General features: G+C 49.1%; 16 protein-coding genes. 6 read left to right on the forward strand and 10 right to left on the reverse strand.

Translation table 11 applies throughout. From position 1 onward, the window contains the following. Window positions 1-47: 47 nt before the first annotated feature. From AC1RVX_RS23005 to AC1RVX_RS23030, 6 genes are all read right to left on the reverse strand, one after another. Window positions 48-500, reverse strand: a complete 453-nt coding sequence (locus AC1RVX_RS23005) for a hypothetical protein (RefSeq protein ID WP_493218919.1) — start codon at window positions 498-500, stop codon at window positions 48-50. Between the two features lie 21 nt (window positions 501-521). Then, the gene (locus AC1RVX_RS23010) at window positions 522-995 is read right to left on the reverse strand and encodes a GNAT family N-acetyltransferase (protein WP_493218920.1); all 474 of its coding nucleotides are present in this window, start codon (window positions 993-995) and stop codon (window positions 522-524) included. Between the two features lie 101 nt (window positions 996-1096). After that, on the reverse strand, window positions 1097-1393 hold the full coding sequence (locus AC1RVX_RS23015) for a 4Fe-4S dicluster domain-containing protein (RefSeq protein WP_493218921.1): 297 nt from the start codon (window positions 1391-1393) through the stop codon (window positions 1097-1099). Between the two features lie 19 nt (window positions 1394-1412). After that, entirely contained in the window at window positions 1413-1766 is a 354-nt protein-coding gene (locus AC1RVX_RS23020) for a hypothetical protein (RefSeq protein WP_493218922.1), read from the reverse strand. 15 nt (window positions 1767-1781) lie between these two features. Then, on the reverse strand, window positions 1782-2354 hold the full coding sequence (locus AC1RVX_RS23025) for an RNA polymerase sigma factor (RefSeq protein WP_493218923.1): 573 nt from the start codon (window positions 2352-2354) through the stop codon (window positions 1782-1784). 99 nt (window positions 2355-2453) lie between these two features. Then, complete coding sequence (locus AC1RVX_RS23030) at window positions 2454-5186, reverse strand: PAS domain S-box protein (RefSeq protein ID WP_493218924.1); 2733 nt, start codon at window positions 5184-5186, stop codon at window positions 2454-2456. A 529-nt stretch (window positions 5187-5715) separates the two neighbouring features. On the opposite strand from AC1RVX_RS23030, the gene AC1RVX_RS23035 reads away from it, so the two are divergent. Beyond that, window positions 5716-6366: a hypothetical protein gene (locus AC1RVX_RS23035; protein ID WP_493218925.1), complete on the forward strand. Its 651-nt coding sequence runs from the start codon at window positions 5716-5718 to the stop codon at window positions 6364-6366. 85 nt (window positions 6367-6451) lie between these two features. Here the strand turns inward: AC1RVX_RS23035 and maiA are convergent, their stop codons facing one another. Together maiA and AC1RVX_RS23045 are read right to left on the reverse strand one after the other, a co-directional pair. After that, window positions 6452-7108: a maleylacetoacetate isomerase gene (gene maiA / locus AC1RVX_RS23040; RefSeq protein ID WP_493219080.1), complete on the reverse strand. Its 657-nt coding sequence runs from the start codon at window positions 7106-7108 to the stop codon at window positions 6452-6454. 15 nt (window positions 7109-7123) lie between these two features. Further along, window positions 7124-7819 carry a fumarylacetoacetate hydrolase family protein gene (locus AC1RVX_RS23045; protein WP_493218926.1) on the reverse strand — a complete coding sequence of 232 codons (696 nt, stop codon included), beginning with the start codon at window positions 7817-7819 and terminating at the stop codon, window positions 7124-7126. Window positions 7820-8014: 195 nt separating this feature from the next. Between AC1RVX_RS23045 and AC1RVX_RS23050 the strand changes: the two genes are divergently transcribed. Together AC1RVX_RS23050 and AC1RVX_RS23055 are read left to right on the forward strand one after the other, a co-directional pair. Further along, complete coding sequence (locus tag AC1RVX_RS23050; RefSeq protein ID WP_493218927.1) at window positions 8015-9322, forward strand: TRZ/ATZ family hydrolase; 1308 nt, start codon at window positions 8015-8017, stop codon at window positions 9320-9322. 22 nt (window positions 9323-9344) lie between these two features. Continuing rightward, window positions 9345-11144: a M14 family zinc carboxypeptidase gene (locus AC1RVX_RS23055; protein ID WP_493218928.1), complete on the forward strand. Its 1800-nt coding sequence runs from the start codon at window positions 9345-9347 to the stop codon at window positions 11142-11144. Window positions 11145-11195: 51 nt separating this feature from the next. Here the strand turns inward: AC1RVX_RS23055 and AC1RVX_RS23060 are convergent, their stop codons facing one another. Beyond that, window positions 11196-12434: a nucleoside recognition domain-containing protein gene (locus AC1RVX_RS23060; RefSeq protein ID WP_493218929.1), complete on the reverse strand. Its 1239-nt coding sequence runs from the start codon at window positions 12432-12434 to the stop codon at window positions 11196-11198. A gap of 213 nt (window positions 12435-12647) precedes the next feature. Here AC1RVX_RS23060 and AC1RVX_RS23065 point away from each other — a divergent pair, with 213 nt between their 5' ends. Next, window positions 12648-13085 carry a hypothetical protein gene (locus tag AC1RVX_RS23065; protein ID WP_493218930.1) on the forward strand — a complete coding sequence of 146 codons (438 nt, stop codon included), beginning with the start codon at window positions 12648-12650 and terminating at the stop codon, window positions 13083-13085. A gap of 18 nt (window positions 13086-13103) precedes the next feature. Here AC1RVX_RS23065 and AC1RVX_RS23070 read toward each other — a convergent pair whose 3' ends face one another. Then, a complete protein-coding gene (locus AC1RVX_RS23070; protein ID WP_493218931.1) occupies window positions 13104-13694 on the reverse strand; it encodes a DUF1345 domain-containing protein in 591 nt (196 codons plus the stop codon). 343 nt (window positions 13695-14037) lie between these two features. Between AC1RVX_RS23070 and AC1RVX_RS23075 the strand changes: the two genes are divergently transcribed. Together AC1RVX_RS23075 and AC1RVX_RS23080 are read left to right on the forward strand one after the other, a co-directional pair. After that, the gene (locus AC1RVX_RS23075) at window positions 14038-14358 is read left to right on the forward strand and encodes a hypothetical protein (RefSeq protein WP_493218932.1); all 321 of its coding nucleotides are present in this window, start codon (window positions 14038-14040) and stop codon (window positions 14356-14358) included. Continuing rightward, window positions 14355-15209 (forward strand): HDOD domain-containing protein, encoded by an 855-nt coding sequence (locus AC1RVX_RS23080; RefSeq protein ID WP_493218933.1) that lies wholly within the window; start codon window positions 14355-14357, stop codon window positions 15207-15209. The genes AC1RVX_RS23075 and AC1RVX_RS23080 overlap by 4 nt, the downstream gene beginning before the upstream one ends. The last annotated feature ends 43 nt before the right edge of the window (window positions 15210-15252 follow it).

Genomic DNA, 15252 nt, shown 5'->3' on the forward strand with positions numbered 1-15252 from the left:
ATTATAACGAGTTAGAAGGGATAAGAAAATGTTGCTCGCCGCGACATCTAAGGTATATTTTCTCTTAGATCAAGCGCTGTTAGATTAACCCACTCAGACTGATGCCCCATTTGAGCTTGCACCACTTTTTCCCGCACGTCTGATAAAACACAGACCAGATCTTTCCGCTTACGCGGTGATTTTAAATTTGCAGGCAGGCGACTCAACCAGTGCCCATTCGGTCCAACAGCTTTCCCGCGTAATGAAGATAGATAGCGACTGGTTGGCAAAGGCTTGGCAGACAGGATGGCAATGCAATGATCCAGTTGCGCTGGTGAACTAAAAACCAGTTCATGCTTTTCAAATACGACATGCAGAAAAGCGTAACCCTTGTGAAGCACGATTGGTGGTGCAGATGGCTCCCATTTGTCTGCCTGATTTTGCACAGGCACATGCACCCAATAAGCTAATGGCGCATGCAGCCAGTGTTTTTCAAAACTGAAATAAAAATCTATTTTCATGACTACCATCCAAGGCACGCATCATGGACGAGGGATTTCCCATTCCATGTAATCAGCGCTGGTCACAAAGCCGGAAGCAGCATACAAAGCTTGTCCTTCATCCGATGCATGCAGCCATATTTTTCCAAAACCCTGTTCTCGCGCATATTGCATGGCCTGTTGCAGTATGGCTTTGGCAAGGCCCTGCTTGCGGTATTCGGGCAAGGTATACATATTGAGCAGGTAGACATCCCTGCCCATAGGATTACCGGGGTAAGGTGGCCGTGTAAATATCGCCAGAGAACCCGTTGCAACGATGCACCCACCGTTTTCGGCTACCCAGGTCTGACAATCACGATTATCAAATGCATGGCTAAAATACGTGCGAGTTGCGTCTCTTAATTGTTGATCATGGCTTTTGCCCTGATTAAAATCAGTGAGATTTTCAAACAAGCGCAGCCGCAATTGCACAATTGCGTCAAGGTCATTTGGAAGGGCAAGACGAACAACAGGCATAAGAATAGGACTCCGCGATGTAAATACAGATTCTAGTTTAGCATCACGGATATTGTAAGATGTTTACCTCTCTCCCTCTTCTTGATCATTGGGAAAGCTAGCTACACTGTTCTGCGTAAGGTAATGGCCTTTTCCGGGCAGGCCGTCACACATAAACCGCAGGCACGGCAAGCATCTGCGTTGGGGGTGTAAGCCACCTGCATGCCGTGTACACGTTGTTTCAGTTGGGCCAGCAAACCCAATTGTTTGTAGTCTTCATTGCTGATGCGACGGATTTCGAATACATGCTCTGGGCAGACCGGAACACAATCGGCCTTGCCTTCGCATTTGCTGAAATTCACTACCGGCACAAAAAAACCGGGGGCTTGCTTACACTCCGCTGTCGTCTTCCCATTCATTGGCTTATGCCTCCCAAAACTATTGATTGGCCGGTGCATCTTCCTGGGTAGCTGGAGAAGTTGGCGCATCTCGATACTTTCTGCACCCGCGCATGCCATGTTTGAACTTCTGGCGCTCTTCTTCTGTCATTTTTTCCCAGCGACGATGATGCTCGTGTCCATGTCTGTGCCAGCCACCATGCCCGCGCAAGCCTCCAAACAGTATCTTGCTCAGCACCAGCAAACCGGCTGCCTGTATAAAATCAATACTGTGCGCACCGACAAATAAGGCTGGCATGAGCCAGTTCCATAACATCATAACGACCCAGCTCAGGGCTGCGATACCAAAAACAACCAGAACCAGAAACTTCAATACTCTAAAACGATAAAACATGGTAAATACTCCTCTTCAATTCAATTCGTCAAATAGTTCCTGCAAGCGGGTACGCAGATGCAGAACGGCATAGCGCTTGCGTGCCAGTAAGGTATTTACACCCAGGCCGGTTTCTGCTGCCATTTCCTTAAAACTGCGGCCCTCTATCTCATGACCAATAAACGTATCACGCTGCTCTTCAGGTAATTCTTCGAGAGCTTCGTACAGCTCCGTCAGCAACACATTGCGCGCATAGGCAGCGTCCGGTCCGTCGTCTGTCGAGGGCAACAACTTGTCCAGCCATATGTCTTCATCACTCCCCTCACCCATTTCTGGCAACGGCTGTTCTTTCTTTTTACGAAAACGGTCAATAATGCGGTTACGCGCCACACGGAACAACCATGCACCTATCTGCTCGATAGGCTCTGGCAGTCGATAAGCCTCGACCAGTTCATAAAACACATCCTGCAAGATATCCTCAGCCTCGCTGGCGTCAGCAACTCGCTTGCGAATGAAACTACCCAGGCGTGCGCGCTCGCGCAGTACTGTTTCAGTGATGTGATTATCTTGATCAGCCATCAATTCGTCAGGGATTAATGTGGTTTCCATGATGGTGTAGACGCATCAAGGCAAGCAATATTGTATTGATTTGGAAAAACCACTGAAAACTCGGGCTAGCGCAACAAATAATATTTTTTTGATATTAATTTATGTATGGGGATCGCTTTTCTTTCCTGTATCCCTGACATTATTCTCATTGGCGATTTGTGGGGCAACCAACGGCAGGGTCATGATGAAGGTCGTACCTTCTCCCTGCTGGCTGCGCAATTGAATCTCGCCGCCCAATACACCGGTCACAAGGTTATACACGATATTCATACCAAGGCCCGATCCGCCCTGCCCTAGCTTGGTGGTGAAAAAAGGATCGAATACTCTTTTCTTGACATGTTCATTCATCCCTACGCCATTGTCAGCGAAAATGATTTGCACGCAACCATCGTCTTGCTGATGGGTGCTCAATTGCATTTCGCCATTCTGACGATGTTCAAACCCATGCGTCAGGGCATTCGTCATGAAATTGGTCACGATCTGCCCAAGCGGTCCCGGATAACTATCCATCACTATACCTGGTGCCAGATCAGTTACCAGAGTATAAGGACTACTTTTGTACATTGGTGCCATGGTCACAATCAGCTCTTCCAGTACCGTCTGCAAATCAAAACTGCGCCTGTGACTACTCGACTGATCAACCGCCACCTGTTTGAAACTACGTATCAATTCCCTGGCCATGCCCAGTGTACGCATCAGCAGTTCAGTCCCCTTGCTGGCACTGTCCAGATAGGTATCCAGCATGGAGCGTTTCAGTTTACCCTCTGCCACGTCACGCATCAGTTCCCTGGTCTTATCCTGCAAGGTGCTGGCCACGGTCACACTATTACCTATGGGGGTATTCAGTTCGTGCGCCACACCCGCGACCAACGATCCCAGAGCTGCCATTTTTTCAGCGCGTACCAATTCATCCTGAGTATGTCTGAGAGAAGCCATGGCCGATGCCAGTTCAGCATTGGCCTGTTGCAAATTCAAGGTGCGCGATTTCACTCGTTCTTCCAATTGCGCCGTCATCTCGCGGATTTCATGCTCCACCTCCACCTGTCGGGTCACGTTCAATAATGAAAAAATGCACATGCGCTTGTTCTGTATCTTGATCAACCTGGCCGATAGCAGGAAAATCCCGGTGACACCATCCTTGCGTTTCAGATGAACTTCCATCTGGTCTACCTTCTTCTCACGCTTCAGTAACTGATCAAATTCCTTGCGCTTTGCTACCTGTTCATCAAAACCAAGTGCGCAGCTAAGCTGTCCAACAATTTCATCTCTCGCATAAGCGAATTCCTTGAGCCAGGCATCATTTACTTCGACTATGCGATCTGTTTTCACATCTACCAGCCCGAGGGGAATCGGTGACAACTGGAATAAAGTGGAATATTTATGTTCGTTTTCACGTAGCAGTGACTCCACTTCCAGCCGCATCGTTTCTGCCGCAATTTCACTATCAATATTGCGTGAAGACAGCAGCAAATACTGCTCATTTCCTGCCTCAAATTTAGACCCGGAAATACGACATTGTGTCACCGCTCCATTTTTACGACGAAAGGCAACTTGCATGTCCCTTACTTCACCATCTTGTCTGATGCGGGCAACAAGTTCTTCGCGTTGTGTTGAATTAGCCCATAAGTCCAAATCATTGGATGTACGTCCGATGACATAGTCACGTGAGTAACCTGTCATTGGCTCCCAGTTACGGTTGACATCAATATACTCACCTGTAGACATTCTGGTAATGGTAAGGATGTCAGGGACAAGTTGAAACACGGTGGCCAGGAGTTTTTCACGTTCCTGCAATTCCAGTTCTGCCTGCGCCTGCATCTTTTCCACCCGGCGCAAGGCGGTCACATCCTGCATGGCGTAGGCGATATAGGGTTCGCTACCGGCATCAAAACGAGTGCCGGAAATCAGTACATTGTATTCATGGCCCTTTTTATGCCGGTATATCGTCTCATAATTATTGACTTCACCATCACGGGTCAGAATGGCAAGCATTTCTGCTCGTTTGCTAGCATCGGCCCATAAATTCATTTCCAGTGAATAGCGCCCCAGCGTTTCGTCCCTGGAGTAACCAGTAACGGTTTCCCAATGCCGGTTCACATCCAGATAACGTCCATCTTTTTCGCGGCAAATGGCCAACACGTCAGGGACAATCTGGAATACTTTTTCAAACAAGGCTTCGCGTTCTTTTGACAAGCGCTCAATGTCCCGACGTTCCTGTATTTCCTGCTGCAGATTTTTATTGATGTTGTGCACCTCATCCTTCTGGCGCAACAAAACTGACACCAGGAACAGTATACCAATGGCAAAATCCAGGAAAGCGCCTATCTCAAAACCTGGTATCGAAAAATCATGCTTATTCCATGACTGAGGGAAATACAGCAGGAACACACCTTTCAAGAAAATCAGCGCGCCAAGAACGACATACCCTACGCTGTGTTTTTCATTTTTTATTTGCCAGAAAGTCCAGGCTGCAATGATCAACAGACAAGCCGACAAGATGTACGCCGGCAGCGTACGCCAGAACGACGTGACTCCAGTCAAATATGTCATCAACAGCCACATAACAGCCATAGAAAAACCCAACATGACCGGCATGACGTGAACTGTTATGCCATAAAATATTCTGGTGCCTGCCCATAAAAGGCAAACATAAGTAAGCAAGAACATATCGGCACCAAGCGCCAATGCAGTCGTGTCAGCATCCGACAAAAGATGACACGCTCCACGCACAACCAGACAAGCATAGGCGAGCGCCCAGCAACGGGTCGCCCTGGCACACAGGTTCAAATGCTGCACATAAAACAGCACCAACATAATCAGAAATAAAGCCATCAGAGGGCTGCTTGCAGTGGAAAAGGAAGAGAGCATAATTGACATGCGGTGCTATCGAAAGAGAAAACCTGGAGTTATCATCAACATCTCCCAAATGAGGTTTTTAAGTCTTGACGAATCGCAAAGTATCAGGCGGTGCAATACCTGTCGCTCGTTTGCACTCTGTATGATTCATTTTAATTGAATACCAGTATTTGGCAGCAAATTTAATGAGGCGCACAAACCAACTGTCAATAAATGTAAGACAACGATGGCCTTTGGGCATACACGTCACAATTATCACAAGCTGAAAATCATAAAATCAAGCGTTCAAAGCGTTCATTAAGCGCCATTTCATCCATTCTCCCTCTGCCGCGGCTATTTTCAAAGGTAATGTAGCAAAATTCACGGTACATACTCAATGATCGCTTGCCCCCAGTCGGCAATAACCATTCTTAACACATTTCATTTCTTTGGGCTTGATTATGCTGAGCGCTTCACATAAGATTAAACTGAAAGTAAGACAATTCAAGCAATAGGGAGCGCACTGATGAAGAATCAACACAGTAGAACACCCGGCTTGTTACAAAGCGATCTTTATACTGCAGTTGTGGCTTATGACGTTTTGGCAAAAAGTGGGAAATCGACGGGTTCTGGTTTTTTTTCGTATATGGATGGTGATTTTTTACCCGACGTTGCACTTGGTAGCAACCAGGACGACGACATTATTGATTTTATTGAAGAAGACGAAGAAACCGTACAGCCAAAAGTTGCGTTACATCCGTGGAAAATCCTGATTGCAGATGACGACAGCAATGTTCACGATACGACTTTGCTGGCCCTGAATGGCGTCAAGATACATGGTCGCCCTCTGGAATTTGTACATGCTTATTCCGCAAAAGAGGCGGCTACCGTGATAGCAGCCAATCCCGATATCGCACTGGTTTTGCTGGATGTAGTCATGGAAACCGTCGATGCAGGCTTAAAACTGGTTAGCGTAATCCGCAATGAAATGGGTCTGGCCAATTTGCGTATCGTTTTACGCACCGGGCAGCCTGGTTATGCCCCAGAGCAAAAAGTGAGTGAAACCTTTGCAATTGATGGCTATACCACCAAATCCAAACTCACTCGCTCATTGCTGATTTCGGTGCTGAATGATACTTTGACAATCAGTAGTGACGACCCCAAACTCCCAAACTGACTGAATTAATACTTTTTATCTGTACACATAATGACAAGGGCCTCGATTGAGGCCCTTGTCATTATGATGGCACACTGAATCTTCACTACTCGGCATCAGGCTGATTAGCTGGCGCAGCCTTGATAAAGGCTGGATGCTCAATACAGGCCTGGTTAATACGCATCAATACCGGCATGTGCGACAAATCGCAATTAAAACGCTGGGCGTTGGCAATCTGCGGCACCAGGAAACAGTCCGCCATACCCGGTTCATTGCCAAAACAAAAATGGCCGGTACGTGTATCAGCCGCCAGCTTTTGCTCAAGCACAGCCAATCCTTCTTCGCACCAATGGCGATACCAGGCATTTTTTTGATCATCGCTCACCTGTAAAGTTCCGGTCAAATAACGCAATATCCGTAAATTGTTCACGGGGTGGATTTCACAGGCAATTGACAATGCCAGCGCACGCACATGCGCACGCTCCAAAGCATCAGCAGGCAACAGTGCTGGCTGCGGATACACTTCGTCAAGATACTCTATGATGGCCATGGACTGTGTCAGCGTCGCCATATTGCCGTCATGCTCATCCTGCAAGGCTGGCACCAAGGCATCTGGATTGAGTGCCCGATAAGCCGGGGCAAATTGCTCGCCACCGTTTTTCACCAGATGCACAGCCACCTGCTCATAGTCCAGGCCTTTCAGGTTAAGAGCAATCCTTACCCTGTAGGACGCCGAACTGCGGAAATAACCATAAAGTTTCATCATGTCTTTCACCACTTAAACCAGTTTAATTTTCAAGTCACTCAGACCTGCAATACTGGCCTCCAGCAAGTCTCCTCGCTGCACTGCAGCAACGCCTGCGGGTGTACCTGTGTAAATCAGGTCACCAGGCTGCAAGGTATACAACTGCGACAGACAAGCGATAATTTCAGACAGTTTCCAGATCAATTTTCCGGTATCACTATCTTGCCGGGTTTTGCCATTCACATCGAGCCGTATACTGGCCTGTTCCATGCCAGACACCGTATCGGCAGTATGGATGGCACCGATAGGCGCAGAAAAATCGAAGCCTTTAGACGTACACCATGGCCGCCCCTGCTCTTTTGCCTCGGCCTGCAGATCACGACGTGTCATGTCCAGCCCGACGGCGTAACCCCAGATATGACTGAGGGCATCTTCTTCGCGAATATCTTTGCCACCCTTGCCTATGGCCAGCACCAGTTCTATCTCGTGATGCAGGTTCTTGGTCATGGAAGGATAAGGCATTTCCCCGACAAGGCCAGGCGCAACAGGCAGCACGGCATCCGCTGGCTTCATGAAGAAAAACGGTGCCTCACGACCGGTTCCGCCCATTTCTTTTGCATGCTCGACATAATTGCGGCCAACGCAGTAAATTCTATGTACAGGAAACAGGGCCGTGCTACCAGCCACCGGAACGGCAGCCTGCGGCTGAGGGGGAATAAGGTAATCCATGTCATCTCCGATCAATGCGTATGCGTCTCTCAAGGTCAGTAAACCTGCTGCCTGAGACTCTCACTATTATGGCATTTTCCCTTCCTGCATGCCATGCCTGCGATACGCGTGCTTTCCAGGAATTATATGGACGTAGGCACAGGCTCACGAATTTGAATGTTCTCGTTATAATGTACGATCAACCGCGGAGTAAAAATGAAGACTTGCCTACATCCTAAATATCTGATTCCCATAGAACCGGTCAGCACAATCCTGTACAACCATGCACTGGTCATGCAGGGCGAGAAAATTCTGGCTGTACTCAGCAGCACAGACGCACGACAACAATATCCTGACGCCCAGCATGTGGAGTTGCAAGATCATGCGCTCATGCCTGGCATGGTCAATCTGCATGGCCATTCTGCCATGAGCCTGTTGCGTGGTCTGGCAGATGATTTAAGCCTGATGGACTGGCTGAACAACCATATCTGGCCGGCAGAAAAGAAACACGTATCAGAAGAGTTTGTCTTCGATGGCAGCGTATATGCCATGGCAGAGATGCTGCGCGGCGGCACCACCACCATCAATGATATGTATTTTCACCACGAAGCCGTGGCACGTGCTGGCCTGCATACCGGCATGCGCACCGTGGTGGGTTGCAGCGTACTCGAATTCCCTACCGGCTATGCAGCGAATGCCGATGCCTATCTGGACAAAGCGATGGCGGCCCAACAGGCGTTTCAGGGGCAAAGTGGCGTAGCATTCCGGCTGGCACCACATGCCCCCTATACCGTGTCGGATATCACTTTCAAGAAAATTGTCGCCCTGGCTGACAAACATGACATGGGCATACATTGCCACATTCATGAAAGCATGGATGAAGTCAACGACAGCCTGCGTGACCACGGTATGCGCCCCCTGCAACGCCTGCATCAACTGGGCTTGCTGTCACCACGCCTGATTGCGGCCCACATGGTGCATGCGAATGAAGATGAAATTCAATTGCTGGCACAGCAGGGCGTGCACATTGCGCATAACCCAGCCAGCAATCTGAAACTGGCATCTGGCTTTGCCCCCATCCACACCATGCAAAGCGCAGGTGTGAACGTGGGCATAGGTACGGATGGGGCAGCCAGCAATAACAAACTGGATCTGCTCGGAGATTTGCGCATGGCCGCCTTGCTGGCAAAAGCCGTGTCCAGCAATCCAACTGCACTGAACGCTGGCAAAGCGCTGGAAATGGCTACGCTGGCCGGTGCCAAAGCGTTGGGGCTGGACCAGCAGATAGGCAGCCTGGTTGCCGGTAAGCTGGCCGATGTCATTGCGATTGACCTGTCAGCACTTGAAACCCTGCCCCTGTTTGACCCGGTATCACAAATCGTTTATGCGGCTGGCCGTGAACAGGTGAGCCATGTCTGGGTCAATGGCCGCTGCCTGATGGCAGAACGTCAGTTGCTGAATCAGGACGCCAACCAATTAAAAGACAAAGCCATCTGGTGGCAACAGCGCATTGCGGCTGCCTGAACAATTTACCTTTAACTTCATCATGAAATCATTATCTGCTTTCATCAAAACCCCTCTTTGTGCAGGATTGGCTGGACTGTTGGTCAGCGCCTTGCCGCTGTCACCTGCTCTTGCAGGTAACGGTCTGCTTACCACGGTGGCAGAGCAATCCGGTTTCCTGAAAACCGGTCGCTATGAAGAAGTGGAAAAATTGTGCCGGGCGTTTCAGAAAAACTATCCCAAGGAAGTGCGCTGTCTGGAATTTGGGCACACACCAGAAGGTCGCCCCATGCTGGCCTTGCTGGCGACACATACCGGTGTCTTCCAAGCGGCCGAAGCAACAAAGAAAAACCTGCCTGTCACCCTGATACAGGGTGGCATTCATGCTGGTGAAATTGACGGCAAGGATGCCGGTTTCCTGGCACTGCGTGAAGTGCTGGACAACAAGCTTGCAGCGCGGGCACTGGATCATCAGATACTTTTGTTTGTGCCGGTATTCAATATCGATGGACATGAACGTTTCGGTGCATGGAACCGCCCCAATCAGCGCGGCCCAGAAGAAATGGGCTGGCGTACAACGGCACAAAATTTCAATCTGAATCGTGACTACGTCAAGGCCGACTCTGTTGAAATGCAAGCCATGCTGGCACTCATCAATACCTGGAATCCACTGGCTGTCATCGACTTGCATGTGACCGATGGTGCCAAGTTTGAACATGATATTTCCATCCAGGTGGAACCCGTCAATTCTGGCGATGAAGACATGCGCAAGGCGGGTAAAATCTTGCGCGACAATGTCATCTCCGATTTGGCAAAACAGGGTTCTTTGCCCGTGTCCTTCTACATGACGTTTGCGCACGAAGACGATCCCATGTCGGGCTTTGTCGACAATGTACCTTCACCGCGTTTTTCGCATGGCTACCTGCCCTTGCGCAATCGCTTTGGCATGCTGGTGGAAACCCATTCATGGAAAGATTATCCTACCCGTGTACGCATCACTCACAACACCATTATTTCAGTGTTGGAGCAAGTCGCACAACACGGTGAAGCGTGGCTGAAGACTGCGCAGGCGGCAGACCAGCGCGCTGCGCAAATGGCCGGGCAAGCGTTGGCGGTAACCTATAAAACCAGCGAGAAAAGCAAGGATATTGCCTTCCGTGGGTATGCCTATACCCGCAACATGTCTGATGTGTCAGGTGCATTGATGACTCGTTACGATGAAAGCACGCCGCAGGTATGGAACGTCAAATTGCGTGACGAAATTCTGCCCGACACCATGGTCACCCTGCCCAGGGCTGGCTATCTGGTACCCGTTGCCTACAGCAAGGCAGTAAAAGAAAAACTGCAGCAGCATGGCATACAGTACAGCGTCGTTCAGAAAGAATTGGGTAACATCGAGACTGAACAGTTCAAGGCGAGTAAAGTAAATTTGCAAGCCCAGTCATTTGAAGGACGCCAGACCTTGAAATTGCAAGGCCAATGGGAAAGCAAAACGCAAACCCTGCGCAAGGGTGCCCTGTTTATTCCTGTCGCCCAAGCCAAAGCGCGCCTGGTGGCAGCCCTGTTTGAACCATCAGCACCAGATGCACTGGTCAACTGGGGTTGGTTTAATGGTGCCTTTGAAAGAAAAGAATACATGGAAGCCTATGTGGCTGAAGATGTCGCCCGCCAGCAACTTGCCAGCGATGCGCAACTGAAAGCTGCATTTGAAAAGAAAATTGCCGACGAGCCGGAGTTTGCCAAAAGCCCTTCAGCCCGTCTGGAATTTTTTGCCCAGCGCCATTCATCATGGGACCAGCGTTATCAGGTGTATCCAGTGCTGCGCTTGAATACCAGGCCCTGAACTGGAAATGGCATTGCAGTACATGCATGCCATTTCAGTTGAACCTTGATACTAATGGAAGAACAGGTAGGCCACAAATATGGCCGCGACGACACCGGCGGAATCGGCCAATAACCCCATGGAAATGGCATACCGGGTTTTGCGTATGCCGACTGAACCGAAATACAGGGCGACGATATAAAACGTGGTATCGGCTGAACCCTGGAAAATGCAAGTGAGGCGACCAATGAACGAATCCACCCCATAAGTCTTCATGGCATCCACCATCAATGCCCGTGAGCCCGAGCTGCTGAGCGGTTTCATCAGCGCGGTCGGCAAGGCAGCAGTAAAATCCGTATTCACACCCATCTGCGTAAATAACCAGTTAAAGCCCGACACGACAAAACCCAGTATCCCGGAATTGCGCAAGACACCAATCGCCACCAGCATGCCCACCAGATACGGAATAATTGTCAGGGAGGTTTGTATGCCTCCCTTGGCCCCTTCGATAAAGGCCTCATACACATTCACCTTTTTGCGCATTGCACCCACAATGAAGCTGACGATGATGGAAAACAACAAAAGATTGCTGCTGACCTTGGAAAACACTTCAATCTCGCTTCGCGTCATATGCTGACTTAAATACCAGACCATGCCAACGATAAAGCTGCTCATCCCACCCAGCCAGGCAAATATCACTTTATCAAACAGGTTGATACGCTGCCTGATGGCAACAGCCACCAGGCCGACCACCGTTGCCACATAGGTGGCGATCATGCAGGGGATAAAGATATCTGAAGGATCTTTTGCCCCCAGCACCGCACGTTGGGCCATGATGGCCAGCGGTATCAGCGTCAGCCCGGATGTATGCAAGACCAGGAACATGATCTGCGCATCAGTCGCTTCTTCCTTGTTGGGGTTCAGGCTTTGCAGACTTTCCATCGCCTTCAGGCCAAACGGTGTAGCGGCATTGTCCAGTCCCAGCAGATTAGCGGAAAAATTCATCACCATGTGGCCGTTGGCCGGATGATTTTTGGGCACCCCAGGAAAAATGCGGGCAAAAAACGGTGCAATCAGTTTCGCAATAAAATCGATGGCACCGGCTTTTTCGCCAATATTCATGATACCCAGCCACAACGTCATGACGCCTGCCAGCGGTAAAGCAATATCCATGACACCGATGCGTGCAGAATCAAAGGTCCCGTCCATAATGCGCTTGAATACTTCTACATCTCCCAGCACCAGCCACTGCACCAGGGCGGCAATAAAGCCGATCAGAAAAAAGCCAGTCCAGATATAGTTAAGTAGCATGACTTGTCAGTTTGACCTGAGTTTGATGTAGGAGTGCAAGCTTTTTATCATGAAAAGCCTTTGCCGTAGTATGAAAATTTCATTTGTTACCATAGACGGCAGACATACCTGAAACATCCTGTTGCAGTTTTTCCACCGGATATACAAATTCGTGTAGCCGTACCGGCGCTGGCCTGCGTTATATGAACATCGAAACAAATAAGAGGTGCTGTCATGAAAACCAGCTTACTCATGAAATGCCTGTTGTCCACAGTGGTTCTGTATGCCGCTGGCACAGGAGTAGCTGCTGCACATGATTTTGACCGTGGCTGGCACAACTATCCGCCACCACATCATATCGTGCGCAATTACAACTATATTTATTACCCTTCAAGTCAGGTTTATTACTCCCCTGATTACCGCACCTGGTATTGGGCGAATGGCCGAGGCTGGGACACTGGCAGCCGCCTGCCCTATTTTGTGAATGTGGACATGCGGCTGGGCGGTGTGCCTGTCGTATTGCGCTCATCCACACCGTATGTTGAACATATGTATGTAGAACAAACCTATGGTCGCCCATGGCGCGACAGGCATGGCTGGCATCAGGAAAGACGCTATGAACGGGAATGGCGTGAGGAAAGATACGATCACCATCACCACTGGAGACCGTAATTGTTATCTGGTTGTCGCTTAGCTACCAACCAGGGCAGCCGCAATATTAATGGAAAAGCCCACTACGGCAACATTGAAGAAAAAGCTCAGTACAGACTGCGCAAGTACGGTCTTGCGCGTCTGCCGGTTCATGACACATACGTCAGAGGTTTGAGCGGCGACGGCAATGGTGAAGGAAAAATACAGAAAATCCCAGAAATCTGGCATCGCCTCATTATCAGGGAAGTGCAAGGCACGTTTTTTTTCGGGTGAATTGTAAAACAGCAATGCATAGTGAAAGCAAAAGACTATCCCCAGCAAAATCCAGGAGCCAAGCACAGTGGAGACCGCAAACAGGTATTTCATTATCCTGGCTTCGCTGCGGATCCCCGACATGCCAGACAGCTCATGAATAACGGCCAGCAGACTGATTGCCGCTGACAGCGACAAGATCACCAGTACGGCAACAGCACTTTCATCTTCTTGCTGTGCCATCTTGCTGACAGTATGTTTGTCAGCACGTGACATCAACCACGCCATCAGCGCCAAATAAATCCAGACACCCACATTCCAGCCGAGCAGCGCCCGCGTAATCAGGGGCGTTGTCGCTGGTAAAACAAGCGCTGTCACGGTTCCTAAACCAAGGGTAATCAATAGCCTGGGCCGGTTTTTAATAATATTTTTGATAACTTATCCTGTCAATTAAATTCAGCCATGCGTTCCCATAGGTGCCAGGGCCCATGATAGAAAATCAATCAGGCCACTGATTACTGCCAACGATAGTTACCCAATGCACTGTCAAGACCAGGTGTAGTATATACAATGCCAAATATGTAATCCTATCATTGAGTCAAAAGTTAACACATGGTACTTTACTCAAAAAGAAACTTTCAAAAGCGCAATTTTTTATTACACTGAAAATAAGCATTTTCATCGTAAAACAAGGTCTTGTCAGGAACCCAGAGCCGCTATCATGAACAACCGTACTCAATATGTGCAGCTTTCTAAACTCAGCGCCGGTGCTGTGCTGGCAGACGATTTGCTCGACAAGGTTGGTCATGTCCTGCTGCCTGCGGGAGTTACTCTGACTGACTCTATGCTGCATGCTATCGCTCACCACGACATACATCAGCTTTCCATTGTTGCCGCGCCTGTATCTGAACAAGAAGAAAATGAAGAGCGCCAAATCAAGCTGACACGCCTGGAGCATCTATTCCGCCATGCTCCAGACAGTACGCCTGCCAGTCTGTTGAAATCCTATGTCTTCCATTATCGCCATGGTGATTATCAATGACTGACACTACCGATTATCAGGTACATCTTGAAGATATGGTCAAACATATCAAGGACTTGCCTACCCTGCCAGCAGTAGCGATGGAAATGCTGCGCAACCTGGAAGATGAAGACAGCAGCCTGGACATGATCACTGAAAAAGTCGCCATGGATCATTCTGTCACCGCCAAACTGCTACGGCTGGCGAATTCTTCTTACTTTGGTAATAACTCCAAGGTGGTCACCTTGCAGCAGGCAACCGCCATGTTAGGTGTCAAAAATGTAAAGAACCTGATACGAATGACTATATTGAGCGACAAGTTTCCAACTGCTCGTTGCCCGGCATTTGATTTTCGTGCGTTTTGGCGCCACAGTGTCGCAACAGCAATTTGTGCGGAACTGATTTCGCGCGCATTGCATATGAAACACGATTTTGCTTTCACCGCTGGCTTGCTACATGACATAGGCAAACTGGTGCTGGTGACCTGTTATCCAGACAACTACAATCAGGTGCTTAACTATAAAGCAGCAACAGACTGTCATTTGCTAGAGGCAGAACGCAACATCATGCATGTCGATCATGTCATTGCAGGTTTGACACTGGCACATCAGTGGCGTTTTTCTGAAGCTGTCTGTGATGCCATACGCGGACACCATGATCCTGAACAGGAAAACCTGCATGCGCTGGCATCCGTCGTCCATGTTGCCAATGCTATCGTACATGCACTGGACTTATCTGCCGAAGAAAACGACATGCTCCCCTTGCTGTCACAGGCCGCTTGGGATACGCTAGGGCTTACTGAAGCTGACTATATTGGCATATTTCGTGAAACTGAAATGCGTTTCGATGCGTTGGATCAGATCGTACTTTGACTTTTTCTTTTTGGCCCATGTATCTGGATAAAACAATTTTGGA

It is taken from the genome of Undibacterium sp. GW821-FHT11B02 (assembly GCF_058808955.1).

Excerpts from the sequence above, each read along its gene's own strand:
- AC1RVX_RS23005 (WP_493218919.1), bottom strand. The coding sequence starts at position 500 with ATGAAAATAGATTTTTATTTCAGTTTTGAAAAACACTGGCTGCATGCG.
- AC1RVX_RS23010 (WP_493218920.1), bottom strand. The coding sequence starts at position 995 with ATGCCTGTTGTTCGTCTTGCCCTTCCAAATGACCTTGACGCAATTGTG.
- AC1RVX_RS23015 (WP_493218921.1), bottom strand. The coding sequence starts at position 1,393 with ATGAATGGGAAGACGACAGCGGAGTGTAAGCAAGCCCCCGGTTTTTTT.
- AC1RVX_RS23020 (WP_493218922.1), bottom strand. The coding sequence starts at position 1,766 with ATGTTTTATCGTTTTAGAGTATTGAAGTTTCTGGTTCTGGTTGTTTTT.
- AC1RVX_RS23025 (WP_493218923.1), bottom strand. The coding sequence starts at position 2,354 with ATGGAAACCACATTAATCCCTGACGAATTGATGGCTGATCAAGATAAT.
- AC1RVX_RS23030 (WP_493218924.1), bottom strand. The coding sequence starts at position 5,186 with ATGGCTTTATTTCTGATTATGTTGGTGCTGTTTTATGTGCAGCATTTG.
- AC1RVX_RS23035 (WP_493218925.1), top strand. The coding sequence starts at position 5,716 with ATGAAGAATCAACACAGTAGAACACCCGGCTTGTTACAAAGCGATCTT.
- maiA (WP_493219080.1), bottom strand. The coding sequence starts at position 7,108 with ATGAAACTTTATGGTTATTTCCGCAGTTCGGCGTCCTACAGGGTAAGG.
- AC1RVX_RS23045 (WP_493218926.1), bottom strand. The coding sequence starts at position 7,819 with ATGGATTACCTTATTCCCCCTCAGCCGCAGGCTGCCGTTCCGGTGGCT.
- AC1RVX_RS23050 (WP_493218927.1), top strand. The coding sequence starts at position 8,015 with ATGAAGACTTGCCTACATCCTAAATATCTGATTCCCATAGAACCGGTC.
- AC1RVX_RS23055 (WP_493218928.1), top strand. The coding sequence starts at position 9,345 with ATGAAATCATTATCTGCTTTCATCAAAACCCCTCTTTGTGCAGGATTG.
- AC1RVX_RS23060 (WP_493218929.1), bottom strand. The coding sequence starts at position 12,434 with ATGCTACTTAACTATATCTGGACTGGCTTTTTTCTGATCGGCTTTATT.
- AC1RVX_RS23065 (WP_493218930.1), top strand. The coding sequence starts at position 12,648 with ATGAAAACCAGCTTACTCATGAAATGCCTGTTGTCCACAGTGGTTCTG.
- AC1RVX_RS23075 (WP_493218932.1), top strand. The coding sequence starts at position 14,038 with ATGAACAACCGTACTCAATATGTGCAGCTTTCTAAACTCAGCGCCGGT.
- AC1RVX_RS23080 (WP_493218933.1), top strand. The coding sequence starts at position 14,355 with ATGACTGACACTACCGATTATCAGGTACATCTTGAAGATATGGTCAAA.